Genomic DNA, 26367 nt, shown 5'->3' on the forward strand with positions numbered 1-26367 from the left:
GTGCCACACCTGGCACCGCTCCCGGCTCAGGGCTCGGATTCGACGTAGTCCTCGGCCGTCGCCTCCAGGCGTACCGGAGTGCGTTCGAGGTGGTCGAAGGCCTCCGTCACCGTGCTCGCCCAGCCGATCGCGTCGAAGATGCGCGGCCGGGCGAAGCCCTCGTCCAGCAGGTGCTTCATCAGATCGCGCAGCGGTTCGTACAGGCCGTACGGGTCGAGGATGGCGATCGGCTTCTCGTGCATGCCCAGCACGCGCGAGGTCCAGATCTCGAAGAGCTCCTCGAGCGTGCCCAGCCCGCCCGGCAGCACCAGGAACGCGTCCGAGCGGCGGTCCATCTCGCCCTTGCGCGACCGCATGTCCTCGGTCACGATCAGTTCCGCGTCGTCGTCGGCGATCTCGACGTCAACGAGCGCCCGGGGGATGACGCCGACGGTGTGGGCGCCGCCGTCACGGGCGGCGCGCGCGACGGCGCCCATGCACGACACGGTCGCGCCGCCGCTGACGAGGGTGTGTCCCCGGCGGGCCAGCTCCTTGCCGGTCTCCTCGGCGAGGTCGAGGTAGCGGCGGTCGATCCGGCCGCTGGAGGAGCAGAAGACGCAGATCCGCATCAGGAACCGTTGCCTCCCTCGGCCGCGAGCTCGTCCTGCGCGGCGCGCTCCTCCAGCAGGCGCTCCTGCGTCTCGTGGGCGCGCCTGACGATCTGGACGACCTCGGCCGGGTCGTCGGTGACGTGGATCAGATCCATGTCCTCGTCGGCGATCTTGCCGGCCGGCAGCATCTGGTTCTTGATCCAGTCGATGAGGCCACCCCAGAAGGCGGTGCCGACCAGCACGATCGGGAACCGGGTGATCTTCTTGGTCTGGACGAGGGTGATCGCCTCGAACAGCTCGTCGAGGGTGCCGAAGCCGCCCGGCAGCACGATGAACGCCTGGGAGTACTTCACGAACATCGTCTTGCGGACGAAGAAGTAACGGAACTCGATGCCGATGTCGACGTAGTCGTTGAGGCTCTGCTCGAAGGGCAGCTCGATGCCGAGCCCGACCGATTTGCCGCCCGCGGAGACGGCGCCGCCATTGGCGGCCTCCATGATCCCGGGCCCGCCGCCCGTGATGACCGCGTACCCGGCCTCGGCCAGCGCGGCGCCGATCCGCTGCGCCAGGACGTACTCCTCGCTGTCCGGCTTGGTGCGCGCGGAGCCGAAGACGCTCACGGCGTGCGGCAGGTCGGCCAGCAGGCCGAAGCCCTCGACGAACTCCGCCTGGATGCGCAGCACTCGCCAGGGGTCGGTGTGCACCCAGTCCGAGGGGCCACGGGCGTCGAGGAGTCTCTGGTCGGTGGTCGTCGACGGGATGGCCTTGCCACGGAGTGTGACAGGGCCCTGCCGCCTCCTACGCGGCGCCTGGTCAGATCGCATGCCCATTACCGTAGCCAGGGAAGCAACCGGTTTAACTCGCCCGGCGGTCGCGTTATGAGGAAGCCACCCGCCGTACGCCCCGTCGTCGCCCTGCGAGCGTGCCGCGGCCGCCGATCGTCCCCGGTCAGGGGTCCGGGACGATCCGACGGCGTTCGATGTCGTCGTAGATCTCGATCTTGTGGTTGATCATCGTGAGGTCGTGCCGGAGCTGCTCGAGGCGGGCCACGACCTCGTCGCGGTGCTCCAGCAGAAGCGCCTTGCGCTCCGCCGCCGTGGCCGTGCCCGCGCGCGCCAGCTCGGCGTAGCGGAGGATCGTGGCGATCGGCATGCCCGTGGCGCGCAGGCGGGTCAGCAGGACGATCCAGTCCAGATCGCGCTCGGTGTAGCGGCGGTGCCCGCTCGGGTCGCGCTCGGGCCGCTCGCGGAGCGCGCCGATGCGTTCGTAGTAGCGAAGAGTGTGGGTGGAGACGCCGGCGCGCTCCGCCGCCTCCGCGATGGTGAGTGCCTCGGTCACCGTCTGCGTCATGAGACCGCCTTCGAGTAGGTCACGCCGTCAGCCAGGCGCGCATGCGCTCCTCCCCCGCGAAGATGCGCGGGATCTCGACGTACTCGTCCTTCGTGTGCGACAGGCTCGGCTCGCCGGGCCCGAAGTTGACCGCCGGGATGCCGAGCGCGGAGAACCGCGCGACGTCCGTCCAGCCCAGTTTGGCCCGTGCGGCCGACGCGCCGCCGATCGCCTCGACGAACGCCGCGGCGGCCGGCTGCGTGAGGCCGGGCCGGGCGCCCGCGGCGCCGTCGACGACGGTCACGTCGTACCCGGTGAAGACCTCACGCAGGTGCTTCTCGGCGTCTTCGAGCGACTTGTCGGGAGCGAAGCGGTAGTTGACGGTCACCACGCACTCGTCGGGGATGACGTTCCCGGCCACGCCGCCGTTGATGAACACCGCGTTGAGCCCCTCGTGGAACTCCAGCCCGTCGACCACGGGACGGCGCGGCTCGTACGCGCGCAGGACGTCCAGCACCGCGCCGGCGTTGTGGATGGCGTTCGAGCCCATCCAGGATCGGGCGCTGTGCGCGCGCTCGCCCGGCACCCTCACGTCGATCCGCATGGTGCCCTGGCAGCCGCCCTCGATGACGCCGGCGGTGGGCTCCATGAGCACGGCGAAGTCGGCCTGGAGCAGCTCGGGACGGGTGTCGCCGATGCGCTTGAGACCGTTGCGCGCCTCCTCGATCTCTTCGCACTCGTAGAAGAAGTACGTCACGTCGCGGTTGGTCTCGGCCAGGGTGGCGAGCTTGAGCTGGACGGCGACGCCGGCCTTCATGTCGCCGGTGCCGCAGCCGTAGAGCCGGTCGCCTACGACCCGGGAGGGCAGGTTGTGGTTGACCGGGACGGTGTCGATGTGGCCGGCGACGACGACACGCTCACTCCGCCCCTGGGACGTGCGCGCGATCACCGTGTCGCCGTCGCGCTCGACGGCCAGGTGCGGAAGTGCCCGCAGTGCCTCCTCGATGGCGTCGGCGAGAGCCTTCTCGTCGCCGCTGACGGATTCGATGTCGACGATCGCCGCGGTCAGTGCCGCCACGTCCTGGTTCAGATCGAGCCGCATGAGCCCTCAGCCTACTTCCGGCGTGCCCGGATCCGGCCAACCCCCGCGCGGCGGAGGGGTTCTTGACGACACTTCTGACCTGTACTGACTTATCGATCTGCCAACGGAAAGGGAGTCTGTTGGGGGAATTTTCCACCTTCCCGGAGGTTACTGGGTAGGATATTTACATATGGCGGGAGCGGAATCAGCTTTCGACCGCAGGGAGTCCCCCGCCATGCCCGACACATCATCCTTCGGCCGCCGCCACTTCATGGCGCGCGCGGCCGCCGTCGCGGGTGGTGCCGCACTGCTCGGGGCGGCCGACCTCACCCGATCGGCCCCGGCCCACGCCTACACCAAGCCGCGTATCTACACCCGGGCGGAATGGGGCGCACGGCCCCCGACGTCACCGGCGCAGATCATCGCCGCGCCCGACCACCTCGTGGTCCACCACATGGCCTTTCCCAACTCCACCGACTACTCGCTCTCGCACGCGTTCCAGCTGTCTCGCGACTGCCAGGACCTGCACATGGACACCAACGGCTGGGCCGACACGGGACAGCAGCTGACCATCAGCCGCGGCGGTTACGTGATGGAGGGCCGCAACCGCTCCCTGGAGGCCATCGGCAAGGGCGCCAACGTGATGGGCGCCCAGACCGCCAACGAGAACGGGCACACCCTCGGCATCGAGAACGAGGGCACCTACACCAGCGTGCTGCCCCCGACCGCGCTGTGGAACGCCCTCGTCCAGACGCTCGCGTGGCTCTGCGACGACTACGGCCTCGACCCGCACGCCGCGATCGTCGGTCACCGCGACTACAACAGCACCGAGTGCCCGGGCGACGCGCTGTACGCCAAGCTGCCCCAGCTGCGCAACGACGTCGCCACCGCCCTCGGTGCCTCTCCCCTCCGCGCCGAGCGCGCGACCCCGTACGTCCGGTCGAACCTGCCCGGACCCCGCCGTCGTGGCGACCACGGTCCCGCCGTCGGTCCCCGCGAAGGCTCCTGAGGCACCGCCGCCTCCCTCTCCCCCGCCCCCCGCATCCCCAGGAGGATCCGTGGCCCGCCGCCTGATCCGCCGGATGAGCACCGCCGTCACGGCGCTCGCCCTCGCCGGCACCGCCCTCGCCCTCGGCCCCGCCGCCGGCGCGTCCCCCAACCCGATCACCCACCCCGACCAGGACCACATGGGCTGGAGCCTCGCCGCCCGCTCGGGCGCCACCCCGGGAACCGTCACCCCGGCCGTCTCCGGGCTGCCCGGCCTGGACGTGTCCAGCCACCAGGGCAACGTCAACTGGACCACGGTCAAGAACAACGGCGCGAAGTTCGCCTACGTCAAGGCGACCGAGGGCACGTCGTACACGAACCCGTACTTCAGCCAGCAGTACGTCGGCTCGTACAACGTGGGCCTCATCCGCGGCGCGTACCACTTCGCGACCCCGAACACCTCCGGCGGCGCGGCGCAGGCCGACTACTTCGCCGCGCACGGCGGCGCCTGGTCCGCCGATCACCACACGCTGCCGGGCGCGCTCGACATCGAGTACAACCCCTACGGCGCGACCTGCTACGGACTCAGCCAGGCGTCGATGCGCAGCTGGATCCACGCGTTCGTCAACGAGTACCACGCCAAGACCGGCCGCTGGGCGGTCATCTACACCACGCTCGACTGGTGGAGCTCCTGCACCGGCAACAGCGACTCGACCTTCGCGCAGAACGACCCGCTGTGGATCGCGCGTTACTCCAGCTCGGCGGGCACGCTGCCGGCGGGCTGGGGCTTCTACACGTTCTGGCAGTACGCCGACAGCGGTACGTTCCCCGGCGACCAGGACGTCTTCAACGGCACGGCCGACCGGCTGCTCGCCCTGGCCGACAACACCTGACCCCCCGCCAGGTGTGAGGGGTCCCCGGCGGCCGCCCCGCCACCGCCGGGGACCCGCACATCTGGCGCATAAGGAACGACGATGTCCATCCGCAGCCTCATGACGGCGCTCGCGGCGGCCGTGCTGGCCGCCGGCTCCACCTTCGCGACGTCCGCTCCGGCCTCCGCCCGTACGGCGGCATCGGTGCCCGGCTTCGACATCTCCGGCGCGACCACCAACGTCGACTGGGCGGGGGCCGTGGCGGCCGGAGCGAGATTCGTCTTCATCACGGCGACCGAGGGCACCGCGTACCAGGATCCGAACTTCGCCCGCCTGTCCTCCGGCGCGTACGCCGCCGGTCTCATCCGGGGCGCGGCCCACGTCGCCGTCCCGAACGCCTCGGCGGGCCCGGCGCAGGCCGACTTCTTCGCCACGCACGGCGGCGCCTGGTCGGCCGACCACCGGACGCTGCCCGGCACCCTCGACCTGGAGTTCGACCCGTACGGCGCGGCGTGTTACGGCCTCGGTCAGAGCGCCATGGCCGGCTGGATCGCCGGCTTCGTGAACGAATACCACGCGCGGACCGGCCGCTGGGCGATCATCTACACGACGCCGAGCTGGTGGAACCAGTGCGTCGGGACGAGCACGGACCTCGGCGCGCGGGACCCGTTGTGGGTGTCCGCGTACGGCGCCGCGCCGCCGCTCCCGGCCGGCTGGACCGCCTACACGTTCTGGCAGTACGCCGCCGAGGGCACGTTCCCGGGCGGCCAGGACGTCTTCAACGGCACGGCCGACCGCCTGCTCGCGCTCGCCGACGGCACCTCCTGACCCCGCCGGCCGCCGGGGCCCGTACGCGGGCCCCGGCGCGCGTTCAACGCGAGGGGGGCCTACGCGCTGAGGCCGTGGTCGCGCAGGATGTCGTTGAGCTGGGACTTGTCGTGGCGCATGCCGGGCTCCAGGCGCTTGATGACCAGCACCGCGGGCATGCCGAACGTCCCGCCGGGGAACTCCTTGAGCCGCGTGCCGCCGACCGCGACGCACCAGTCGGGGATCCGGCCGCGGCCGAGTTCCTCACCCGTCTGCACGTCGATGACCGGCATGGACGCCGACAGGTTCGTGCCCGAGCCGACGACCGCGCCCTTGCCGACGCGCGCACCCTCCACGATCATCGAACGGCTGCCGATCATGGCCTCGTCCTCGATGACGACGGGCCGGGCGTTCGGCGGCTCCAGCACCCCGCCGATGCCGACGCCGCCGGACAGGTGGACGTTCTTGCCGATCTGCGCGCACGAGCCCACGGTCGCCCACGTGTCGACCATCGTGCCGGAGTCGACGTACGCGCCGACGTTCGTGAACGAGGGCATCAGCACCACACCGGGCGCGAGGTAGGAGCCCCACCGCGCGATCGCACCGGGAACGACGCGCACGCCGTCGAACCGGGTCTTCAGCGGGATGCGGTCGTGGTACTGGAAGTCGCCGGCCTGCGAGGTCGTCATCTCGAGGACCTTGAAGCCGAGCAGGATCGCCCGCTTGGCGCGCTCGTCGACCACGACCTCGTCGGTGGTCTCGTCGACCTGGGCGACGCGCGCGGTGCCCGCGTCGATCTGGTCGATGGCGGCCAGGATGGCCGAGCGCGCGTCCGTGTCCTCGGGACTGAGTTCCGCCCGGCGTTCCCACAGCTCGTCGATGGCGCTGGAGATCGGGCTGGTGAACGTGTCGGTCATGGCCGCGAGGATAGCGGCGCGGCAGTCGACCGATGCGCATCAGGGTCGCCGAGCCGGTACGGTCGTCGCGTGGGGAAGGCGGACAGAAGACGGCTACGGCTCGCCGCGGTCGCGTTGGCCACGATGCTGGTCATCGCGGGGGGCGGTGTGGCGCTCTACCTGCATTTCCGCCCATACCTGCACGGCACGAGCTGCGAGGCGCGCGCCGACGCGGGAGTGATGCCGCTCGACCTCGAACAGGCCGCCAACGCCTCCACGATCGCCGCGGTCGCGTTGCGCCGGAAACTGCCCGAGCGCGCCACGGTCATCGCGTACGCGACCGCGCTGCAGGAGTCGCACCTGCACAACCTGGAGAGCGGCGACCGCGACTCCGTCGGCCTCTTCCAGCAGCGCCCGTCGCAGGGCTGGGGCTCGGCCACGAAGCTCAAGGACCCGGTGTACGCCACAGGCCGTTTCTTCACCGCGCTGGTCAAGGTGAAGGACTACACGGGCCTGCCGGTGCACGAGGCCGCGCAGAAGGTGCAGCGCAGCGCCGACGGGAGCGCCTACGCCCAGCACGAGGAGGACGCCAAGACCCTCGCGACGGCCTTCACGGGCCACGTGCCGGCGTCCGTGCGCTGCTGGTACCCGCCGAACAAGCGCAAGAAGGCCTCCGACACGCGAGCGGCGCTGGCCGAGCTCCGCTCGACGCTGAAGCTCACCGGCGACGGCGACGACCTGGCCGCCCCCACCGGTCGCGCCGGGTGGACGATGGCGACCTGGCTGGTGACGCACGCCCAGATGTACGGCCTGCGCGAGGTCCGCTACTCCGGCCGCCACTGGCGCGCCGACGACGGCCACAGCGGCTGGACCAAGGACAAGAAGGCCGCCGAGGACCACATCACGATCCGCTGACGCGAAGGACGACCGGCGCGGATCCGCCACGCTCTCCGGCGGACGCCGGCACCGCCGTACCGCTCGGCTCGGCGGACGCCGGCGTCGCCGGTGACATGCTCACTTCCAGGACTTCGCGCGGGCCTTGGCCTGGCGCGCCTTCTTCCTGGCCGAGGCCACCTGCGCCGCGGCCTCGGCGCGTGAGCGCTTGCGCGCCGTCTTCAGGCCCGACTTCGCCTCTCGGCGCACCGTCTTGATCTGGGACTTGGCCGTCTCGGCGGCCCGGTGCCAGGGATTGGCGTTCCGCCGGCGGCGGCGCACCAGCCACACGACCAGTGCGGTGGCCACCCCGATGGCCGCGGCCCCGGCACCCGCACCGCGTACGGCGGGCGGGCTGGTGATCGCCGGAGGCGTCGCGTTCTCGCGCGCCTTGGCCGCCAGACCGGAGACCGTGTCCTTGACCTGCCCGGCCTTCTCCTGCGTGCTCCGCACGGCGTCGCCGGCGCGGTCGGTGACCGCGTCCTTGGCCTGCGCGGCCTTCCCCTTCGCCTCGCCGCTCTGCTCGGTGGCCGTGTCCTTGTCCTGGGCGCGTCCCTTCGCGTCACCGGCCGTCGCGGCCGACGCCTCCGCCGCCCCGCCGATCTCCTCGCGGGCTCGCGCCGCCTCCTCGGCCGGGTTCCGTGGGCTGCTGTTTCCGTTGGCCGTCATCGCCTGCTCCTCATCCAGAAGGTCACGACATGGCCCGCTGGCCGAACCGGCGTCTCCGCACGCGCGCCCCTGGTCGTTCCCCGGCGTTCGCCGGACGTCCGGCCCTCGGTCATGTCGGCTCCGTCTTTTCGCGTTGGACCCCCGATACCCAGCGCACCGCGCCTAAACGCGTAACCTGGCGCGGACCGGCCCGCCGACCGACGCCGACCCACTGATCACCGGCGCCGGGACGGCGCTGGACCGCTTGCGCGACCGGGACTTGTCCCGCGAGATCGCGAGGCTCAACGACCGGCGGGCGGCGTGCCTCGCGCGAGAGCGCTACAGGCCGAGGCTCCGGCCGATGATCTCCTTCATGATCTCGGTCGTGCCGCCGAAGATCGTCTGGATGCGGGAGTCGAGGTAGGCCTTGGCGATGGGGTACTCCGACATGTAGCCGTAGCCGCCGTGCAGCTGCAGGCAGCGGTCCACGACCCGGTTGCACAGCTCGGTGTTCCACCACTTCAGCATCGAGGCTTCTTCGGTGTTCAGCCGGCCCGCGACGTGCTCGGTCACGCAGCGGTCGGTGAACGCCCGGGCCACGGACAGCTCGGTCTTGATCTCCGCCAGCGTGAACCGGTTGTGCTGGAACCGCCCGATGGGGCGGCCGAACGCCTCGCGGCCGCGGCAGTACTCCACCGTCTCCTCGAACGCCTTCTCCGCGCCCGCGAGCGCGGTGACGCCGATGGCGACCCGCTCGCGCGGGAGGTTCTGCATCAGGTAGATGAAGCCCTCGCCCTCCTCGCCGAGGAGGTTCTCCTTCGGGACCCGGACGTTGTCGAAGTACAGCTCGGCCGTGTCCTGGGCGTGCAGCCCGATCTTCTCCAGGTTGCGGCCCCGCTCGAAGCCGATCATGCCGCGCTCGACCACGAGCAGGCTGATGCCCTTGTGGCCGGCCTCGGGGTCCGTACGGGCGACGACGATGACCAGGTCGGACAGGATGCCGTTGGTGATGAACGTCTTCTGCCCGTTGAGGATGTAGTCGTCGCCGTCCTTGACCGCGGTCGTCCGGATGCCCTGCAGGTCCGAGCCGGCGGCGGGCTCGGTCATGGCGATGGCGGTGATGATCTCACCGGAGCAGTAGCCGGGCAGCCAGCGCTGCTTCTGCTCGTCGGTGGCGAGGCGGCTCAGGTAACCGCCGTTGATGTCGTTGTGCACCGCGAAGCCCGGTCCGTGGACCCCGGCGCGGGCCAGCTCCTCGCCCATGACCACGTAGTAGCGGTAGTCGGAATCGCCGCCACCGCCGTACCGCTCATCGATGTCGATGCCGAGCAGCCCCTGGCGGCCGGCGGCGAGCCACACGTCACGGGAGACGACGCCGTCCTTCTCCCACTGCTCGTGGAACGGCGCGACCTCCTTCGCGATGAAGGACCGCACGGTGTCGCGGAAGGCCTCGTGTTCTTCGGTGAAGATCTCGCGCTGCATACCTTGCGCTCCTCGACGGCGGTGTAAGTAGAACCTTATTCGGTTCTATGAAACACCATCACGCCAGGCACGCACAGCCCGGCATCGCCGATCTACCCAAGGTCACGACATGAGATACGTCTCTCCGCCGATCAGCCGGTGAGGCGGGTGACGGCCGCGGCGACGCGCTCGTCCGTCGCGGTGAAGGCCACGCGGACGTGTTGCGCTCCCCGGGCGCCGTAGAACTCGCCCGGCGCGACGAGGATGCCGAGTTCGGAGAGCGTCTTCACGGTGTCCCAGCACGGCTCGTCGCGGGTCAGCCAGAGGTACAGGCCGCCCTCGGAGTGGTCGACGCGGAAGCCGTACGCCTCGAAGGCGGCGCGCAGGGACTCGCGGCGCCGCGCGTAGCGCGCCCGCTGCTCCTCGACGTGCTCGTCGTCCTCGAGCGCCACCGTCATCGCGGCCTGCACCGGCGCCGGCATGATCATCCCGGCGTGCTTGCGGACCTCGAGGAGCTCTTTCACGAGCACCGGGTCGCCGGCGACGAAGCCCGCGCGGTACCCCGCCAGGTTCGAGCGCTTGGACAGCGAGTGCACGGCGAGCAGGCCGGTGTGGTCGTCGCCGCAGACGTCCGAGCGCAGGACGGAGACCGGCTCGGCCTCCCAGCCGAGCTCGGCGTAGCACTCGTCGCTGATGAGGATCACGCCGCGCTCACGGGCCCACGTCACGACCTTGCGGAGGTGCTCGGCGGGGAGCACCTGGCCGGTCGGGTTGGACGGCGAGTTGATCCAGAGGATCTTCGGTGTCGCCGGCCCGAGGCCGAGCAGCCCGTCGACGGCCAGCGACGTCGCCCCGGCGAGACGCGCGCCGACGTCGTACGTCGGGTAGGCGAGGGTCGGGATCGCGACGGTGTCGCCGGCTCCGGCGCCGAGCAGCGTCGGCAGCCACGCGACGAGTTCCTTGGTGCCGATGACCGGCAGGATCGCGGCGGGGTCCGCAGTCACCCCGAGCCGGCGGCCGAGCCAGCCCGCGGCGGCCTCACGCAGCGCGGGAGTGCCGTACGTCGCGGGGTACCCGGGCGCGTCGGCGGCCTCGGCCAGCGCCCGGCGTACGAGCTCCGGGGTCGGGTCGACCGGCGTGCCGATCGACAGATCGACGATGCCGTCCGGGTGTTGCTGCGCCTGGTGCTTGTACGGGGCCAGCAGGTCCCACGGGAAGTCCGGCAGCGTCTTGATCATGCGTCTCCCAGCCGTACGCGCCGTCCGTCCGCGGGGGACGGACGGCGCGCGAACATTCTCATCCGAACTCAGAGGCCGCCCGGCACGTCGTACCGGGCGGTCTCTCAGCCTTCGTCGCCCTGCGGCGGCAGCACCGCGACGATCGGGTGATCCTTGTCGATCTTTCCGACCTTGGAAGCACCGCCCGGCGAACCGAGATCGTCGAAGAACTCCACGTTGGCCTTGTAGAAGTCCTTCCACTGGTCGGGCGTGTCGTCTTCGTAGAAGATCGCCTCGACCGGGCAGACCGGCTCACATGCGCCGCAGTCGACGCACTCGTCCGGGTGAATGTAGAGCATGCGCTTGCCCTCGTAGATGCAGTCGACGGGGCACTCTTCGATGCATGCCTTGTCGAGCACGTCCACGCAAGGCTGCGCGATGACGTAGGTCACGTCCTACTCCTCAACGTCTGTGGCCGTCGCCACGGCTCGCAGCGGTTCCTTGCCTAGTATTGCCGTTATCAGTCAACCGTTTCGACATGGGGGGCACCACATCGGACCGCGTTTCTCAGCCCGGTACGTCGTTTCCGTGTCCCCATCGGACGTCGGAAGACGTGTGTCGCTCCGTCGACGGCTTCCTGACGGAGCGTACAGCGACGTGCTCGGGGACCTGCAGGCGTGGTCCCAGGGCGAGCTCCAGGTGCGCCGCCGGGACGGCTCCGTCGTGACGGTGGCCGAGGCGGATCTGGTGGCGGGAAAGGTCGTCCCGCCTCCTCCTCCGCGCCGCAGGCCGTCACGGAACCCCACCGGCTGAACACCCGCCATCTTCGCCTCCCCTCGTGCCCTCGCCCGTGGATACCAGGCACGGCTGGAGGATCCCTAGCGGCTGTCTCACAGCCCCTGGATCGAACCGGTGGGGTCCGGCCCCGGCCACACGGGGACGTCCGCGGGGAGGTCCCGGCTGATCTTCATGGGAAACTCGGCCGGACGCTTCTCCAGGAACGCCGTGACCCCTTCGGCGGCGTCCGGTGCCGCGCCGAACGCGCGCATCAGCAGGGAGTCGGCGCGGTGGGCGTCCCAGGGCGAGGAGGCGCTGAGCCCGGACCACATCAGACGGCGCACGGCGGCGACCGCGACGGCCGACGTGTTGGCGGCGATCTCTCCGGCCAGTTCGTACGCGGCGTCGAGCAGGTCTTCGGCGGGGTACAACCGGGAGACGAGACGGCCGCGCAGCGCCTCGTCGGCGTCGAAGACCCGGCCGGTCACCGACCACTCCATGGCCTGGGCGATGCCGACGAGCCGGGGCAGGAACCAGCTCGACGCCGCCTCGGTGACGATGCCCCGCCGGGCGAAGACGAAGCCGAACCGGGCGCCGTCCGCGGCGAGCCGGACGTCCATCGGCAGGGTCATCGTGACGCCGACACCGACGGCCGGCCCGTTGATCGCCGCGATGACCGGTTTGAGCGACCGCGCGATCCGCAGCGCGACCGTGCCGCCCCCGTCCCGCAGCACACCGTCCGCGAAAACCTCCCGCTCACCGGGAACGCTCTTGGCCGCCTCGTGGTCGAACGTACCCGCGCCGCGTTCGAGGTCGGCCCCGGCGCAGAACGCCCGCCCACGCCCGGTGACCACGACGGCCCGAACGTCGTCATCGGCGTCGGCCCGGTCGAACGCGTCGATCAGCTCACCCCGCATGACGTAGGTGAACGCGTTGAGGCGGTCCGGCCGGTCGAGGGTGATCGTGGCGACCCGGTCGGCGACGGAGTACTCGATCTCGGTGTACGACACTGCTTCTCCCTGTTCGTGAGCATGATCGCGCCCACCGCGCACCGGCCGGCACCGGCGACGATAGCGAACCGGATTCTAGAAGCCGATCCCCAAGCGCGACATGGGCGGACACCCGGCCTTGGACACCGGCCGTCACGAAAGGCCGTTACCGCCCGAAGTCCGCCCGCCACGTGTGCCGGCGAACCCGAAGGACCACCGCGCCGCCCTTCCCGCGCCCCTCAGGACCTGTCTCAAGGCCCCGTCCGTAGCGAGCGGCGTGGAGAACGCCCGCCGTGCTTTCGAGGCCGGCAGCTCCTGTCCCCAGGCATCGCGTCGCAAGGCGGAGGAGGGCGTCGGCCTCGTGTTGGCCGGCGCCCGACGACAACGCGGCGAGCCGTCGCCTGGGCGCCGCACAGCGGAGCTTTGAGGCACGCCCTGACCGATCAGCCACATCCGGCGATCCCGGAAAACCACCGATGGGCACGCGGGTGCGGAGCCCGCTCACGCGAGGCCTACCGGACGCACGCACAACGACCGGCAGACCACCGCCACTGGGCACTGATGCCGAGCCCTCCCTGGCACCGGACGCCTCCACAACGGCCGGCAGACCGCCGCCTCGATGACATCGAGGTCCGCGACCGCGGAGAGAAACTGGTCGGCCCCCTCCGCGGACTCGGCCTCGGTGAGTCACCGCCAGTCGCCTTGGCGCACGTCGATTCCCGTTAAGGCCTGCTCACCAGGCACACCCGCGAGGACGGGCGGACCACTGCCTCGATGACGGCGAGGTCGGCGACCGCGGAGAGAAGGTGGTCGATCCCGTCCGCGGACTCGGGCTTGGTGTGGCAGCGCGAGTCGCCGTGGTGCACGTCGACAACGCCACTGCCTGCCGTACGCGGCGGCGGCCGCCGCACCGTCGCGTCGATGCACCGGGCTGCTCGCCGACGGGGACGCGCCGCGGCGAGAACCTCGGCATGCCGGTCCGGCGGTGGCCACGCCGCCGCCACCGCCGCGCCGTCGCGGCCGCCCCTCGTGGTCACCCACCGTGGCCGCCCACCGTGGCCGCCCGACACGACCACCCGACGCGACCGCCCGCCATGGCCGCCCAGCGCGACCACCCGGCATCACCCCGGACGCGACCGCCCGGCATGACCGACCGGCGCGCCCCCCGGACGCGACCGCCCGGCGCGACCACCCGGCATGACCGACCGACGCGACCGCCCGGCATTAACCGCGCGGCACGACCACCCGACGCGACCACCCGCCATAGCGGACCGGCATGCCCGGCGCGCCCCCGGCGCGACCACCCGCCGTAGCCGACCGCCGTGACCACCCCGCATGGCTGCACGGTGTGGCCACCGGCGTGACCGACCGGCATGGCCGACCGGCGTGACCGACCGGCGTGACCGACCGGCGGGGCGGAGCGGCGGGGCGGAGCGGCGGGGGTGCTCGCTGTGGTCGTTCGGCGTGGCTGGTCGGGGGGTGAGCTGTCGCAAGGCACCTCAGTTGCGGGTCGGGCGGTGTTGTCGGGGTCGGTGGGGTCATGCCTTGCTCTGTGCGGAGTGGGGCCAGGGGGCGTCCTCGTCGGCGGGGCAGCCCACCAAGGGAGGCATGGCCGGGGCGAGGACTTCGCGGCTCCAGGTCGCGCGGGTGCCCGGATAGTCCTTCGGGGGTGTGACCTTGAGGGTGTCGCGGGAGACGGGGACCAGGCGGGCGGTGATCGGGTGGCCGTCGACGAACGGGGTGGCGCCCCAGAAGGTCCAGAAGTCCTCCGGGTCGATCTTCGGATGGTCGTCGAGCGGGCGGGTGGGCTTGCCAGGATGCAGGCGGGCCCACCGCCACTGGTCGATCAGCAGCCGGCATGCCAGGGAGCGCAGCAGGCTGAGCGCCGGCAGATCGTGTGCGCAGGCGACGTTGTCGATCACCAGGTCGGGGAGGCCGAACCGGCGCAGGCCGAGCAGCGTGATCCGCAGGCAGGCGCAGGACTCCGTGCCTCCGAAGTCGTCCCGGTGCGCGGAGCGGGCCGCCGTGTCGTCGACGCCGTACCGGGTGCCGAACCACTGGTCGCCCATCCGGAACCAGCCGCGCTCCGTCCGGGCGAGGCCGTCACGGAGCACGACCTGGCGGGCCTGGGGATCGATGAGGACGCCGTCGGTGGCGTCGGCGATCGCCCGGGCCACCGCGCGTGCGGTCTGCTCGCCGTGCGGCTGGTCGACGGTCGGGGCCCGGTGGACGACCAGGACCTGATGCGTCGACTCACGGACCCTCCGGCGGTCGTCGTCCGAGGCCAGGAGGTCATCGAGGCGCCACGTCGCCTCGTCCGCGCCGAGGGTGAAGACGCCGAGCCGGGGTGATCTCAGCGCCTCGGCGGCAGCGGCGCGGAACGGCTCGGGCACCCGCCACGGCACGACCGTGCTCGGGTCGTCGAGCGGCCGGCTCGTCGCGATCACGTAATGCGACGTCACCGTCTCCGGAACGGAAAGCACGAGCTGGGACACTGTTGGTCTCCTTCGTCTTCTCAATCGAGGCCGAGGCACACGGCCGGTGGTCAGGCGGCGGTCCGGCGGGGAGCCTGCGGGACGTAGGGCATGGCCAGGTCGACCACGTCGTTCCACCACGCGGAGGCCGGAGAGGCGAAGTCGTCCGGTGGGCCCACCAAGAGATACGGGAGCGCCATCGGGCCGACGTCGCCGCTCCGGTCGAGCTGGACCTGGACCCGGCCGTCGGCGGTCGGCCTGGGGGCGGCGGCCCAGTAGCGCCAGACGTCACGGCTCTCGACGTGGGCTCTGCGCGCCAGGCGGCGGATGCGGGCGCCCGGGTTGCAGGCCAGCCAGTCCCAGTGCTCGCTCAGGAGCACGACGGACAGGCATCGCAGCAGCGTCACCGCGGCGAAGAGGTTGCTCAGCGGGACCGCCCGCGCCTCCAGCTCCGGCAGGGCGAAGCGGTGCAGGCCCGCGGTCGCCAGGTCCAGGCCGCCGGCGGAAGCGATGCGGGCGCCGGGGCCGTCGTGGCGCTCACCTCCGGTGATGAACGTCGCCAGCCAGTCGTCGGCGAGGCAGAACTCCGGGTGCTCCACGCCGTAGCGGAAGTCGTGCGGCAGCACCTGATGGGACCAGGCGTCGTAGATGACGCCCTCGCACGCGTCGGCCACGGCCCGCGCGATGGCGCGAGTCGCCTGACCGTGGCCGGGCTGGGAGACCGGCGGGATGTGGCCCATGACCACCACGTGGTGCGTGTACTTGTGCAGCAACGGGCGGTCGGCCGGTCTCGCCCACGCGGCGCCGCCCATGAGCTCGGCATAACCGGAGCCGCCGGCCGGCAGTGTGGAGATCCGCACCAGTGACGTGCCGAGCAGGTCGGCGGCCAACGGATGGCGCACCCGGGCGCGTGCGACCGCCACGGGGTCGTGCGGCGGCTGGTCGGTGGCCACGACGAACGGCGTCGCGACCGTCTCGGGGATGTCGAGGTCGATCACTGGGGCCTCCCGGTGGAGTCGGTCTGGGAGACAGCCTGGCGTTGCCGTGACCGGGCCGGAAGACGGGTGCGCGGGTTGTGGATAACTTCGATCCCGCGATGCCCGGATGGCGATGAACGACCGGCCGCCGGCGCGCGGCGCCGTACCTCCGGCTCACATGACCCGAGTCACCCTCGACGATCCACGATGCGAGACGTTAGGGCACCTGACCTCTATGTCCGATATGTTTCGCCCATGCGATGGGCGGTGGCGACGTACGACACAGCGTTCGGCTACGTGTCCGCCCACGGCGCGCCGCTGATCGACCTGCTCGACCCCAAGCCCGACGAGCGGGTCATCGATCTCGGCTGCGGCACCGGCGCGATGACCGTCGAGATCGCCGCGCGCGGCGCGGACGTCCTGGGCATCGACGGGTCGGTCGAGATGGTCAACACGGCGCGCTCGGAGCACCCGAACCTGTCGTTCGCGGTCGGCGACGCGCACGACTTCACCACCGGCGAGCAGTACGACGCCGTCGTGTCCAACTCCGCCCTGCACTGGATGACGCGCGACCCCTCCGCGGTGATCTCGCGGGTCAGGGCGGCTCTGCGGCCCGGTGGGCGGTTCGTCGCGGAGATGGGCGGCGCGGGCAACTGCGCGGCGCTGATCACCGCCGTCCAGACCGCCTGGCGCGTCTTCGGCCTCGCCGAGCCCGAGTTGCCCTGGTACTTCCCCACTCCCGGCCAGTACGCCGCCCGTCTGGAGGACGCCGGCTTCACCGTACGGCTCATGGAGTACTTCGACCGCCCGACGCGCCTCGCCGAATGCCCGGACGGCGCCGCCGACTGGGTCCGGCTCTACGCCCCCGAGCTGATCGCGGAGCTGCCTCCCGAGGTCGCCGGGCCGGTGCTGGACCGCGTGAACGAACTCGCCGCGCCGGCACTTCGCCGCGAGTCGGGCTGGATGGCCGACTACGTACGGCTCCGCTTCGCCGCCGTGCGTTGAACTAGGGTCGTGGTGTGCTGCGCCTGTACGACGAAGAGACGGGGAACGTCGAGGAGATCACGACGGCGCGTCCCGGCGTCGTACGGGTCGCGTGCGCCGGCGGCCTGCGCGCGCTGCTGGTCGGTGACCTGATCCGCCGCCTCGCCGACCATCACCGGCTCCGTGCGATCGGCGTCTGGGACGACGTCCCCGGCGCCGCGGACCTGGGCGTACGCCCCGCCGAGCTGACCGCCGGCGACGCCGACGTGCACGTGGGAGCGGCCGTCGGGCACTGCTCGCTCGCCTCGGCGGACGGCCTGGACCCGCTGGCCGTACGGCTGGCGCTCCTGCAGCGGCACTACCGGTCCGACGTGGATCTGAGCAGGCAGGATCTGGAGGAGGCGGACGGTTCGCTCGTCTCGTGGCGGCGCGAGGTCGCCGGGTGGGCGGAGTCCCCGGGGCGGCCGCTGAATCGGGAGTGGGTCCGCGAGGCGGTCGCGGCTCTGGACGACGATCTCGACACTCCGGCGATCTTTCCGATGCTTTCCCGGCTGGCGGAGGACGATTCCGTGCCTCCGGGCGCGAAGTTCGAAACAGTGATCAAGCTCGACATGATCCTCGGGCTTGACCTGGTCGCACTCGTCGGACGACTCTAACCCCGGAATAGGTCAAGACCGTTTACCCGGATCCGCCAAAGGTCTTTTCTTACCCCTACGGTCTCAGTAAGCTCAACAGGTAATTTTGCCTCGATGCCCGCAGGAATTTGACCATGCGATTCCGTAAGTGCGTCGGCCCCCTCGTCCTGATGGGCCTGCTGGCGGCCTGCGGTGGCCGTACGGACGGTGGCGGATTCCATCCGAGCGGCCAGAACGCCGCCGACGGCTCGTCCACCGCGCCCACGGCCGGCGCCTCCGGCTCCGCCGGCTCCTCCGCCGGCACCACCACACCGGGCGCGGGCGGCCCGATGCCCAAGACGCCCCAGTCCGCGCTGGCCGCGTACCGCGCCTACCAACTCGCCTACGAACGGGCGTATGAGACCAATGACGCCGGTGGGCTCTCCACGGTCGCCATGGACCCGCTCCTGTCCAATGTCACCCAGGACATCGGCGCCGTCCGGTCCCAGGGGCTGATCTGGCGTTTCCACAACATTCTGAATCCACGGGTCCAGGGCAGTTCGAGCGATCTGTCGACCGTGGTGATCCTCGACTGCGTACGCACTCTCGGTTCGTACAAGTACTCGGCGAAGACCGGCAGGCGCCTGACCTCGTGGCGCGGCGGCACGGTCCAGTATCAGGCGGTCATGCGTTACTCCGACGACGTGTGGAAGATCTCCGAAGCGACGGAGGGCGGAAAATGCTGATCAGGCGATTCTCGGCCATCGCGATCCTCATCGCCGGCGCGACGGTCACGTTCGGCATGACACCCACGCCGGCAGGCGCCTCCACGTGCGGCGACTTGTGCGTACACGTGGGCAAGACGCAGCACTACTCCGGTCAGCCCGCCAGGCGTGGCGGTGGCAACGGCAACGGTGGCGGCGGCAAGGCCGCGCCGCTCCCCTGCCCGGGAGCGGTGAACTGCAACGCGCTCGGCGCGGGCAACGCGCCGGCGGCCGTTCAGCGGGTTCCCACGATCGACGTGGCCTACGACGCGCGCGCCCGGCTCTTCCTGCCCGCGCCGCATGTCCACACGTCACCGGCGGGCAAGACTTACGTCCAGCTCAAGACCGGCCTGTGGGTCGATCCCGATGACTTCGCCCACGAGGAGGCGTCGGCCACCCTTTTCGGGACGACGGTGACGGCGGTCGCGGACCCGCAGGACATCACCTGGAACATGGGCGAGAGCAGCACCACCTGCATGACCGCGGGCAGCCGCACCGGCACCGCGTGCGGGTACACCTACCAGCGTTCCTCCGCCGACCAGCCGAACGGGAAGTACGCCATCTCCGTCACCGTGACCTGGAAAATCTACTGGACCTGCGAGGGCGACTGCGACGCCGACCGCGGCTACTTCCCGGACCGCACCACCTCGATGAGGACCGACGACACCCTGGCGGTCGGTGAGGTGCAGACCGAGTCCCGGCCCGGATGAGCCGCTGGCAGGCTGACGGCTTCGAAGAACTGCGTGAGCTGGGCGCCGGCGCCCAGGGGCGGGTCGTCCTGGCCCGTCGTGTCGCCACGGGCGAGCTGGTGGCGATCAAGTATCTGGCGCCCGAGCTGCTGCACGACACGCGGCACCGGGCGATGTTCCGCGACGAGGTCAACATGCTCGCCCGGGTGGCGGACCCGCACGTGGCCGGGCTGCGCGAGTACGTCGAGACGCCGCAGGGCGCGGCGATCGTCCTGGAGGCGGTCGACGGCGTCGCCCTCCGGGACGTGCTGAGCCACAACCCCGGTCCACTCACTCCCGAAGCCGCCCTCGCCGTGCTCAAGGGTTCGCTGCTGGGGCTGGCGGCCGCGCACGCCGTCAACGTGGTCCACCGCGACTACAAGCCCGCGAACGTCCTGGTGACGGCCGACGGGAACAGCAAACTCATCGACTTCGGCATCGCCGTCCTGGCGGGAGAGCGCACGTTCGCGGGGACCCCCTCGTACATGGCCCCCGAGCAGTGGAACCGCGCCCCGGCCACTCCCGCGGCGGATGTCTACGCCGCCACCTGCGTCTTCTTCGAATGCGTCACCGGCACCCCGCCGTACGCCCCAGGAGACACCACCACGCTCCGGCACATGCACGAGGCCGCGCCGATCCCGGCGCAGGCGGTGCCCGAGCCCCTGCGTCCGCTCGTCGCCCACGGCATGGCCAAGAACCCGGCGCACCGTCCACCGGGCGCGCGGCAGTTCGTCGACCTGCTCGAGCGGCTCGCCACGGACGCGTACGGCCCGGACTGGGAGCGTCGCGGATGGATCGCGCTCGGCGCGGCCGCGGCCGTCCTCGCCGCCGCCTTCCCGGCCGCCCTGCTCGGCATGACGTCGGGCTTCAGCGGCCTCGCGCACGGGGCCGCCGAGCTCGCCGGGAAGGCCGGGGCGAAGGGGCTGTTCGGGAAGGCCACCGGCATCAAGGTCGGCGGCGGGGTGGTGGCGACGGCGGTCGCCGCGACCACGATCTACCTGGTCTGGCCCACGCCCCAGGTCGGCGGCACGGCGTCCGGCTCGGTCCACATGTCCCTGACCCGGCCCGCCGCGTTCATGCCCTACGGGGACGCCACGGCGGCCGACAGCCCCGTCCTCGACTACGGCTTCACGGTCTCACCGGCGCGCGTCCGGCCGGGCCTGCCGGTCCACGTGACCGAGCGGACCACCACCGTGAGCCCCGGCCCGCCGGACAAGCGGGCGACGGCACCGCGCTGCTACGACCGGCTGATCGCGCGGGCGCGACGCGCTCACGTCCGCAGCTTCAGCTATCTCGTGATCCCGGGGAACCAGCGCGAGGACAACGACTACGTCTCCTTCTATCCGGCCTCCGCGGACGGGCGGCTGCCGACCGGACGGAGCGTCGACGTGCACGTCAAGATCGGCAAGGACCTCCCTCACGACGAGCACTACGACGCGAACCGCTGCGCGCTCGTCGGGCACCTCACGGTGACGTTCGGCTTCACCGTGCCGAAGGACGGCCGCCTGCGCCCGGGCGACTACTCGTTCTCCCCGATGGGGCCACCGCGGATCACCGGGATCGACTCGAGCCTGAACGGCGAGGACCGGCAGGTCGCCCCGGACACGGCCGGCGCTCAGGCCCGGGGAACGCTGCCGAAGGTCACGATCTTCTAAGGCGACGGACCGGCCCTACGCGTCCGGGCCGCCCGTCGGGCGCCCCAGCAGACGGGAGAGGACGATCGCCGTCTTCGTCTGCACGATGTTCGGTTCGTTGCGCAGCCGTTCGAGGGCCTGCTCCAGCCCCTGGATGTCGTGCGCCCGCAGGTGGACCAGGGCGTTGGCCTCGCCCGTCACCGTGTACGCCGCGACGACCTCCGGATGCCGCCGGATGCTCGCGTAGATCTCCGCCGGTGACGTACGGCCCGCGCAGAACAGCTCCACGAACGCCTCCGTCGTCCAGCCCAGCGCCGCCGGGTCCACGACCGCCGCGTAGCCCGTGATCACACCGTCGTGGCGCATCCGGTCCACACGCCGCTTGACCGCCGGGGCGGACAGGCCGACCTGGGCGCCGATCTGGGCGAATGACAGGCGAGCGTCCTCCAGGAGACACGCAACGATTCGCCGATCTAGGTCGTCAAGACGCAATGATCCGCCTCTCTCGCGTCGATTTTTGTTATTGGTGAGCGGTCCAGCGCGACTTTACGCTTCACGTGATGCCTCATCCACACCAAGGGCATCCAGCATTGCCAGGAGAACCAATGACGATGCAGGTCTTCGCCCGTGACCCAGCGGGCATCGCGCCGGAGACGACGGGACGGCCTCCGGCGCTCTCCGGCCGTCCGGCCCGGACCTACCTCATGTGCCCGCCGGCCCACTTCGCCGTCGAGTACGCCATCAACCCGTGGATGGACCCGTCGACGCCGATCGACCGCGACCGCGCCATGGCCGAATGGGAACGGCTGCGCGCGACGTACGTCTCGCTCGGCCACACCGTCCACCTGCTCGAACCCGTCGAGCACCTGCCCGACATGGTCTTCGCCGCGAACGGCGCCACCGTGGTGGGCGGCATGGTGATGGGCGCGCGGTTCCGCCACCCCGAGCGCGGCGGGGAGGCCGAGGCGCACCGGCGGTGGTTCGAGAGCCACGGCTACCCGCGCTACACCCCCGCGGTGCACGTCAACGAGGGCGAGGGCGACTACGTCTACGCCTACCGCGCGATCGTGGCCGGGCACGGTTTCCGTACCGATCCGCGGGCGCACAACGAACTTCACGACGCGTTCGGGCTCCCCGTGGTCAGCGTCGCGCTGGTCGATCCGCGCTTCTACCACCTCGACACGGCGCTGTGCGTGATCGACTCGTTCACCGCGGCGTACTACCCGGGCGCCTTCGACGATGACGGCCTGCTCAAGATCAGGACGCTGTTCCCCGAGCTGATCGAGGCGACCGAGGAGGACGCGCTCGCCTTCGGCCTCAACGCGGTCAGCGACGGGCGTCACGTGGTCGTCCCCCACGACGCCGTACACCTCCGGGCCGAACTCACGCAGCGTGACTACGACGTGATCCCGGTGGAGATGACCGAGCTTCGCAAGGCGGGCGGCGGCCCCAAGTGCTGCACGCTTGAACTCCGCCCCTGAACAGCCTCTAACCTGGAGAAACAGACACTCGCGGAGATCCCGCGAGGCGACGAAGGAGCCGCCGTTGAACACGAACGATCTCCGTGCGCTGTCGGAGCTGCACAGTGCCCACAACTACCATCCGTTGCCGGTCGTCATCGCCGAGGCCGAGGGCGCCTGGGTCACCGATGTCGAGGGCCGGCGGTACCTCGACCTGCTCGCCGCCTACTCCGCGGTCAACTTCGGGCACCGCCACCCGCGTCTGGTTGCGGCGGCCCGGCGCCAGCTCGACCGGGTCACGCTGGTCAGCCGGGCGTTCGACCACGAGCAGTTCGGGCCGTTCGTCACCGAGCTGGCCGAACTCGCGGGCAAGGACATGGTCCTGCCCATGAACAGCGGCGCCGAGGCCGTCGAGACCGCGCTCAAGACCGCCCGCAAGTGGGGGTACGAGGTCAAGGGGGTGCCGGCCGATGAGGCGAACATCGTCACCTTCGAGGGCAACTTCCACGGCCGGACGACCACGATCGTCAGCTTCTCCACCGACCCGGACGCGCGTAACTCCTACGGTCCCTTCACTCCGGGCTTCCGCACCGTGCCGTACGGCGACGTGGCCGCCCTGCGCGCGGCCGTGGACGAGAACACCGTCGGGGTGCTGATCGAGCCGATCCAGGGCGAGGCGGGCGTCAACGTGCCGCCGAGCGGGTTCCTCACCGCGGTGCGCGAGATCTGCACCGAGGCCGGCGCGCTCATGCTCGCCGACGAGATCCAGTCGGGCCTGGGCCGTACCGGCACGACGTTCGCGGTCGAGCACGAGAACGTCGTCCCGGACGTCTACATCCTGGGCAAGGCGCTCGGCGGCGGCATCGTGCCGATCTCGGCGGTGGTGGCCGACCGGGAGGTCCTCGGGGTGTTCAAGCCCGGCCAGCACGGCTCGACGTTCGGCGGCAACCCGCTCGCCTGCGCGATCGCCCGCGAGGTCATCGCGATGCTCAGGAGCGGGGAGTTCCAGGAGCGGTCCCGCACGCTCGGCGCCCATATGCACGAGCGGCTCGGGGCGCTGCCGGCCGAACAGGTCCGCGAGGTACGGGGACGCGGGCTGTGGGCCGGCGTCGAGCTCAACGGCAAGGCCCGCCCGGTCAGCGAACGGCTCATGGAGCGCGGCGTGCTCGCCAAGGAGACCCACGAGACGACGCTCCGGCTCGCGCCGCCCCTCGTGGTGGACAAGGGTGATCTCGACTGGGCGCTCGACCAGCTCACGGCGGTGCTCGCCGAGATCTGAGGCTCGTCCGCAAGGCCTGGACCACGGCCGGTCCAGGCCTTCGTCGTGCGTGGATACTTCGTCTTATAAGTCGATTGCGGGGGAATGCCCGGAGGCATATAGTCCACGTGGATTATTGAGAGTCGACTAGAAAACACCATGTCCCGACCACTCACGCCTCTCGGCCTCGCGGTGCTCCGCCTGCTCGCCGACGAGCAGATGCACCCGTACGAGATGCAGCAGCGCATTCGCGAGCACGCCATCGACCACGTCGTCAAGGTCGCCCACGGATCGCTCTACCACACGGTCGCCCGGCTCGCCGAGCACGGACTGATCGAGCCGGTGGAGACCAGCCGGGAGGGCCGGCGCCCCGAGCGCACGGTCTACGCGATCACGGAGGCCGGCCGCGACGAGGCGCGGGCGCGGCTGCGCGAGTTCGTCATGCGCCCGGCCCAGGAGTACCCGTGCTTCGGCATGGCCCTGGCCTTCGTCTCGATGCTGCCCCCCGCGGAGGCCGCGACGCTGCTCGACCGGCGCACCGTCGACCTGGAGGCGAAGCTGGCCGCCCACGACTCCGTCGTGGACAGCCTGATCAAACAGGGGCACAGCCGCGTATCGGTCATCGAGGTGGAGTACCTGAACTCCCGCCTCCGCGCGGAGCTGGACTTCGTGCGCGCGCTGAGTGAGGACATCAAATCCCGCCGGCTCGACTGGCGGCCGCCGAACGGCGAAGACGGGGAGAACGAATGAGAAAGTGGCACGGCAACCCGTGGGCGATCCTGCTCACGCTCAGCCTCGGCTTCTTCATGACCTTGCTGGACCTGACCATCGTCAACATCGCGATGCCCAGCATGATCGACCAACTGAACGCGTCGCTGGACGAGATCCTGTGGGTGGTCAACGCCTACGTGCTCATCCTCGCCGTGCTGCTGATCACCGCCGGGCGGCTCGGTGACGTGCGGGGGCAGCGCAACATGTTCATCTTCGGCGTCGCGGTCTTCACGGTCGCGAGCCTGCTCTGCGGGATCTCCCAGAACCCCGCCGAGCTGATCGCCGCCCGCTGCCTCCAGGGCCTGGGCGCGGCCATGCTGATGCCGCAGACGATGGCGATCATCATCGCGACCTTCCCGCCGGAGCGGCGCGGCGCCGCGCTCGGCATCTGGGGCGCGGTCGCGGGCGTGGCCACGATCGCCGGGCCGACCCTCGGCGGCTTCCTGGTGACCACGTTCGACTGGCGGTGGATCTTCTTCGTCAACCTGCCCATCGGCGTCATCGTGCTGATCGCGGCGTTCGTGCTGATGCCCTCGGTCCGGCAGGAGCGCCGGCACCGCATGGACCTCGGCGGCGTCCTCATCGCCACGGTCGCGCTGTTCTGCCTGGCGTTCGCGCTGACGGAGGGCCAGCGCTACCACTGGAACGGCTGGGTCTGGGCCCTCGGCGCGGCGTCGATCGTGCTGCTGGTGATCTTCCTGTTGCAGCAGCGGACCCAGCAGGACAACGAGCCTCTCGTGCCGTTCCGGCTGTTCCGCGACCGCAACTACACGATTCTCAACTTCGTCGCCGCCGCTGTCTCGGTCGGCATGGTCGGCATGTTCCTGCCGCTGACGATCTACCTGCAGTCGGTGCTCGGCTACAGCGCCCTGAAGTCCGGCGTGGTCATGGCCCCGATGTCGGTGATCTCCATGTTCATCGCGCCGGTGGCGGGCCGGCTCTCGGACCGGTTCGGCGGCAAGTGGATCCTCATGTTCGGGCTGGCCCTGTACGCCATCGGCATGGCGTGGATCGTGCTGCTCGCCGAACCGACCACGAGCTGGCCCGCGTTCCTGCCCTGCCTCGTCGTGTCCGGCATCGGCGTCGGCTGCGTGTTCGCGCCGATGGCCACCGAGGCGATGCGGGGCATCGAGCCGCGCATGGCCGGGGCCGCCTCCGGCGTCTACAACACGATCCGCCAGATCGGCTCGGTGGTCGGCAGCGCGGCGATGGGCGCCGTCCTGCAGAACCAGCTGGCGAGCTCGCTCCAGCACGAGGCGGCCGTACGGGCCGGCGGGCTGCCGGCGCAGGCTCGCGGCCCGTTCGTCGAGGGGTTCAAGCACGCCGCGTCGAGCGGCATCGAGGTCGGGGCCGGGCAGACCGGCGCGTCGCAGAGCGTGCCGCAGGGGGTGTCCAAGGAGGTCGCCGCGCAGATCGGCAAGGTGGCCAAGGCGGTGTTCGACCATGGCTTCGTCACGGCGATGAAGCCCACCATGGCGCTGCCCATCGTGGTCGTGGTGGTCTCCGCGGTCTCGTGCCTTGTGCTCCGGCGCCACGTTCGCGCCGGTCAGCCGCAGCCCGCCGAGCCGGTCGAGGCCGCCGCCTGATCAGCGCGGACGCACCCGGTGGTAGCCCCCGTCGTAGTACAGCAGGGGGCTGCCATTGGGATCCGGCCGGCCGACGCCCAGCACCTCGCCGACCACGATGCTGTGGTCGCCGCCGTCGTGCACCGCGTGGGTACGGCACTCGATCGCGGCGATGGCGCCCCGGAGGATCGGGGCGCCGGTGTGCCGGCCCCGGTGGGACGTCCAGCCGTCGAGCTGCCCGTTGAGCTCGCGCCCTCGCGTGGCGAACCACCGCGAGGCTTCCTCGGCCTCCTCGCCGAGCACCGAGACCGCCCAGACGCCGGCGGCGATGACCGCGTCGTGGAAGCGGGCCGCCTTCTCCGGGCAGAACAGCACGAGGACCGGATCGAGTGACACGGACGTGAAGGCGTTCACCGTCATCGCATGGGCGACGCCGTCCGTGACGGTGGTCACCACCGTGACGCCGGTGGCGAAACGCCCGGCCACGCGGCGATACTCCTCGGGATCGACTCCCGCGGACCTCGGCATGGACGCGCGTCCCCTCGAACGGT

General features: G+C 71.0%; 29 protein-coding genes. 14 read left to right on the forward strand and 15 right to left on the reverse strand.

Features of this window, described 5'->3' with window-relative positions:
• Positions 1-26: 26 nt before the first annotated feature.
• From QSK37_RS07455 to dapE, 4 genes are all read right to left on the reverse strand, one after another.
• The gene (locus QSK37_RS07455; protein WP_285618473.1) at positions 27-608 is read right to left on the reverse strand and encodes an LOG family protein; all 582 of its coding nucleotides are present in this window, start codon (positions 606-608) and stop codon (positions 27-29) included.
• Positions 608-1414, reverse strand: coding sequence for an LOG family protein (locus tag QSK37_RS07460; protein ID WP_285618475.1), 807 nt, complete (start codon positions 1412-1414; stop codon positions 608-610). The genes QSK37_RS07455 and QSK37_RS07460 overlap by 1 nt, the downstream gene beginning before the upstream one ends.
• 124 nt (positions 1415-1538) lie before the next feature.
• Positions 1539-1940 carry a MerR family transcriptional regulator gene (locus QSK37_RS07465; protein WP_285618476.1) on the reverse strand — a complete coding sequence of 134 codons (402 nt, stop codon included), beginning with the start codon at positions 1938-1940 and terminating at the stop codon, positions 1539-1541.
• A gap of 19 nt (positions 1941-1959) precedes the next feature.
• A complete protein-coding gene (gene dapE / locus QSK37_RS07470) occupies positions 1960-3021 on the reverse strand; it encodes a succinyl-diaminopimelate desuccinylase (protein WP_285618478.1) in 1062 nt (353 codons plus the stop codon).
• A gap of 214 nt (positions 3022-3235) precedes the next feature.
• Here dapE and QSK37_RS07475 point away from each other — a divergent pair, with 214 nt between their 5' ends.
• The 3 genes from QSK37_RS07475 (at position 3236) to QSK37_RS07485 (ending at position 5687) form a co-directional block, all read left to right on the forward strand.
• Positions 3236-4009, forward strand: coding sequence for a peptidoglycan recognition protein family protein (locus QSK37_RS07475; protein WP_285618479.1), 774 nt, complete (start codon positions 3236-3238; stop codon positions 4007-4009).
• 49 nt (positions 4010-4058) lie between these two features.
• Positions 4059-4880, forward strand: coding sequence for a lysozyme (locus QSK37_RS07480; protein WP_285570704.1), 822 nt, complete (start codon positions 4059-4061; stop codon positions 4878-4880).
• Positions 4881-4961: 81 nt separating this feature from the next.
• Positions 4962-5687 (forward strand): GH25 family lysozyme, encoded by a 726-nt coding sequence (locus tag QSK37_RS07485; protein ID WP_285618481.1) that lies wholly within the window; start codon positions 4962-4964, stop codon positions 5685-5687.
• Between the two features lie 59 nt (positions 5688-5746).
• Here QSK37_RS07485 and QSK37_RS07490 read toward each other — a convergent pair whose 3' ends face one another.
• A complete protein-coding gene (locus tag QSK37_RS07490) occupies positions 5747-6583 on the reverse strand; it encodes a 2,3,4,5-tetrahydropyridine-2,6-dicarboxylate N-succinyltransferase (RefSeq protein ID WP_285570710.1) in 837 nt (278 codons plus the stop codon).
• A 69-nt stretch (positions 6584-6652) separates the two neighbouring features.
• On the opposite strand from QSK37_RS07490, the gene QSK37_RS07495 reads away from it, so the two are divergent.
• Positions 6653-7477 carry a hypothetical protein gene (locus tag QSK37_RS07495; RefSeq protein WP_285618484.1) on the forward strand — a complete coding sequence of 275 codons (825 nt, stop codon included), beginning with the start codon at positions 6653-6655 and terminating at the stop codon, positions 7475-7477.
• Between the two features lie 99 nt (positions 7478-7576).
• On the opposite strand, the gene QSK37_RS07500 is transcribed toward QSK37_RS07495, so the two are convergent.
• From QSK37_RS07500 to fdxA, 4 genes are all read right to left on the reverse strand, one after another.
• Positions 7577-8164 carry a hypothetical protein gene (locus QSK37_RS07500; RefSeq protein WP_285618486.1) on the reverse strand — a complete coding sequence of 196 codons (588 nt, stop codon included), beginning with the start codon at positions 8162-8164 and terminating at the stop codon, positions 7577-7579.
• A 318-nt stretch (positions 8165-8482) separates the two neighbouring features.
• Positions 8483-9625 (reverse strand): acyl-CoA dehydrogenase family protein, encoded by a 1143-nt coding sequence (locus QSK37_RS07505; RefSeq protein WP_285570718.1) that lies wholly within the window; start codon positions 9623-9625, stop codon positions 8483-8485.
• Between the two features lie 131 nt (positions 9626-9756).
• Positions 9757-10842 carry a succinyldiaminopimelate transaminase gene (gene dapC, locus QSK37_RS07510; RefSeq protein ID WP_432705530.1) on the reverse strand — a complete coding sequence of 362 codons (1086 nt, stop codon included), beginning with the start codon at positions 10840-10842 and terminating at the stop codon, positions 9757-9759.
• Positions 10843-10946: 104 nt separating this feature from the next.
• On the reverse strand, positions 10947-11273 hold the full coding sequence (fdxA, locus tag QSK37_RS07515; protein WP_285618487.1) for a ferredoxin: 327 nt from the start codon (positions 11271-11273) through the stop codon (positions 10947-10949).
• Between the two features lie 136 nt (positions 11274-11409).
• On the opposite strand from fdxA, the gene QSK37_RS51415 reads away from it, so the two are divergent.
• A complete protein-coding gene (locus QSK37_RS51415; RefSeq protein ID WP_432705531.1) occupies positions 11410-11634 on the forward strand; it encodes a putative acetyltransferase in 225 nt (74 codons plus the stop codon).
• A gap of 77 nt (positions 11635-11711) precedes the next feature.
• Here QSK37_RS51415 and QSK37_RS07525 read toward each other — a convergent pair whose 3' ends face one another.
• The 4 genes from QSK37_RS07525 to QSK37_RS07540 form a co-directional block, all read right to left on the reverse strand.
• Entirely contained in the window at positions 11712-12608 is an 897-nt protein-coding gene (locus QSK37_RS07525; RefSeq protein ID WP_285618489.1) for an enoyl-CoA hydratase-related protein, read from the reverse strand.
• Positions 12609-13309: 701 nt separating this feature from the next.
• A complete protein-coding gene (locus QSK37_RS07530; RefSeq protein WP_285618491.1) occupies positions 13310-13624 on the reverse strand; it encodes a hypothetical protein in 315 nt (104 codons plus the stop codon).
• A 501-nt stretch (positions 13625-14125) separates the two neighbouring features.
• Positions 14126-15082 (reverse strand): hypothetical protein, encoded by a 957-nt coding sequence (locus QSK37_RS07535; RefSeq protein ID WP_285618493.1) that lies wholly within the window; start codon positions 15080-15082, stop codon positions 14126-14128.
• Between the two features lie 50 nt (positions 15083-15132).
• Positions 15133-16059, reverse strand: coding sequence for a hypothetical protein (locus tag QSK37_RS07540; protein ID WP_285618495.1), 927 nt, complete (start codon positions 16057-16059; stop codon positions 15133-15135).
• Positions 16060-16293: 234 nt separating this feature from the next.
• On the opposite strand from QSK37_RS07540, the gene QSK37_RS07545 reads away from it, so the two are divergent.
• The 5 genes from QSK37_RS07545 to QSK37_RS07565 all read left to right on the forward strand — a co-directional run bounded on the left by QSK37_RS07545 (position 16294) and on the right by QSK37_RS07565 (position 20783).
• On the forward strand, positions 16294-17043 hold the full coding sequence (locus tag QSK37_RS07545; protein WP_285570730.1) for a class I SAM-dependent methyltransferase: 750 nt from the start codon (positions 16294-16296) through the stop codon (positions 17041-17043).
• Positions 17044-17057: 14 nt separating this feature from the next.
• Positions 17058-17678: a cysteine--tRNA ligase gene (locus tag QSK37_RS07550; RefSeq protein WP_285618496.1), complete on the forward strand. Its 621-nt coding sequence runs from the start codon at positions 17058-17060 to the stop codon at positions 17676-17678.
• 113 nt (positions 17679-17791) lie between these two features.
• Positions 17792-18382, forward strand: a complete 591-nt coding sequence (locus tag QSK37_RS07555; protein WP_285618498.1) for a hypothetical protein — start codon at positions 17792-17794, stop codon at positions 18380-18382.
• Positions 18376-19110, forward strand: coding sequence for a hypothetical protein (locus QSK37_RS07560; RefSeq protein ID WP_285618500.1), 735 nt, complete (start codon positions 18376-18378; stop codon positions 19108-19110). Before QSK37_RS07555 ends, QSK37_RS07560 begins: the two co-directional genes overlap by 7 nt.
• Complete coding sequence (locus tag QSK37_RS07565) at positions 19107-20783, forward strand: serine/threonine-protein kinase (RefSeq protein WP_285618501.1); 1677 nt, start codon at positions 19107-19109, stop codon at positions 20781-20783. The genes QSK37_RS07560 and QSK37_RS07565 overlap by 4 nt, the downstream gene beginning before the upstream one ends.
• A gap of 15 nt (positions 20784-20798) precedes the next feature.
• Here the strand turns inward: QSK37_RS07565 and QSK37_RS07570 are convergent, their stop codons facing one another.
• Positions 20799-21254, reverse strand: a complete 456-nt coding sequence (locus tag QSK37_RS07570) for an Lrp/AsnC family transcriptional regulator (protein WP_285570742.1) — start codon at positions 21252-21254, stop codon at positions 20799-20801.
• Positions 21255-21367: 113 nt separating this feature from the next.
• On the opposite strand from QSK37_RS07570, the gene ddaH reads away from it, so the two are divergent.
• The 4 genes from ddaH to QSK37_RS07590 all read left to right on the forward strand — a co-directional run bounded on the left by ddaH (position 21368) and on the right by QSK37_RS07590 (position 25837).
• Entirely contained in the window at positions 21368-22243 is an 876-nt protein-coding gene (gene ddaH, locus QSK37_RS07575) for a dimethylargininase (RefSeq protein WP_285618502.1), read from the forward strand.
• A gap of 64 nt (positions 22244-22307) precedes the next feature.
• A complete protein-coding gene (gene rocD, locus QSK37_RS07580) occupies positions 22308-23501 on the forward strand; it encodes an ornithine--oxo-acid transaminase (protein ID WP_285570747.1) in 1194 nt (397 codons plus the stop codon).
• 138 nt (positions 23502-23639) lie between these two features.
• On the forward strand, positions 23640-24230 hold the full coding sequence (locus QSK37_RS07585) for a PadR family transcriptional regulator (protein WP_285570754.1): 591 nt from the start codon (positions 23640-23642) through the stop codon (positions 24228-24230).
• Positions 24227-25837, forward strand: a complete 1611-nt coding sequence (locus QSK37_RS07590; protein WP_285618503.1) for an MFS transporter — start codon at positions 24227-24229, stop codon at positions 25835-25837. The genes QSK37_RS07585 and QSK37_RS07590 overlap by 4 nt, the downstream gene beginning before the upstream one ends.
• On the opposite strand, the gene QSK37_RS07595 is transcribed toward QSK37_RS07590, so the two are convergent.
• Positions 25838-26344 carry a flavin reductase family protein gene (locus QSK37_RS07595; protein WP_285618504.1) on the reverse strand — a complete coding sequence of 169 codons (507 nt, stop codon included), beginning with the start codon at positions 26342-26344 and terminating at the stop codon, positions 25838-25840.
• Between the last annotated feature and the right edge of the window lie 23 nt (positions 26345-26367).

Source organism: Actinoallomurus iriomotensis (assembly GCF_030269445.1).
In the GTDB taxonomy this organism is placed as follows: Bacteria; Actinomycetota; Actinomycetes; order Streptosporangiales; family Streptosporangiaceae; genus Actinoallomurus; species Actinoallomurus iriomotensis.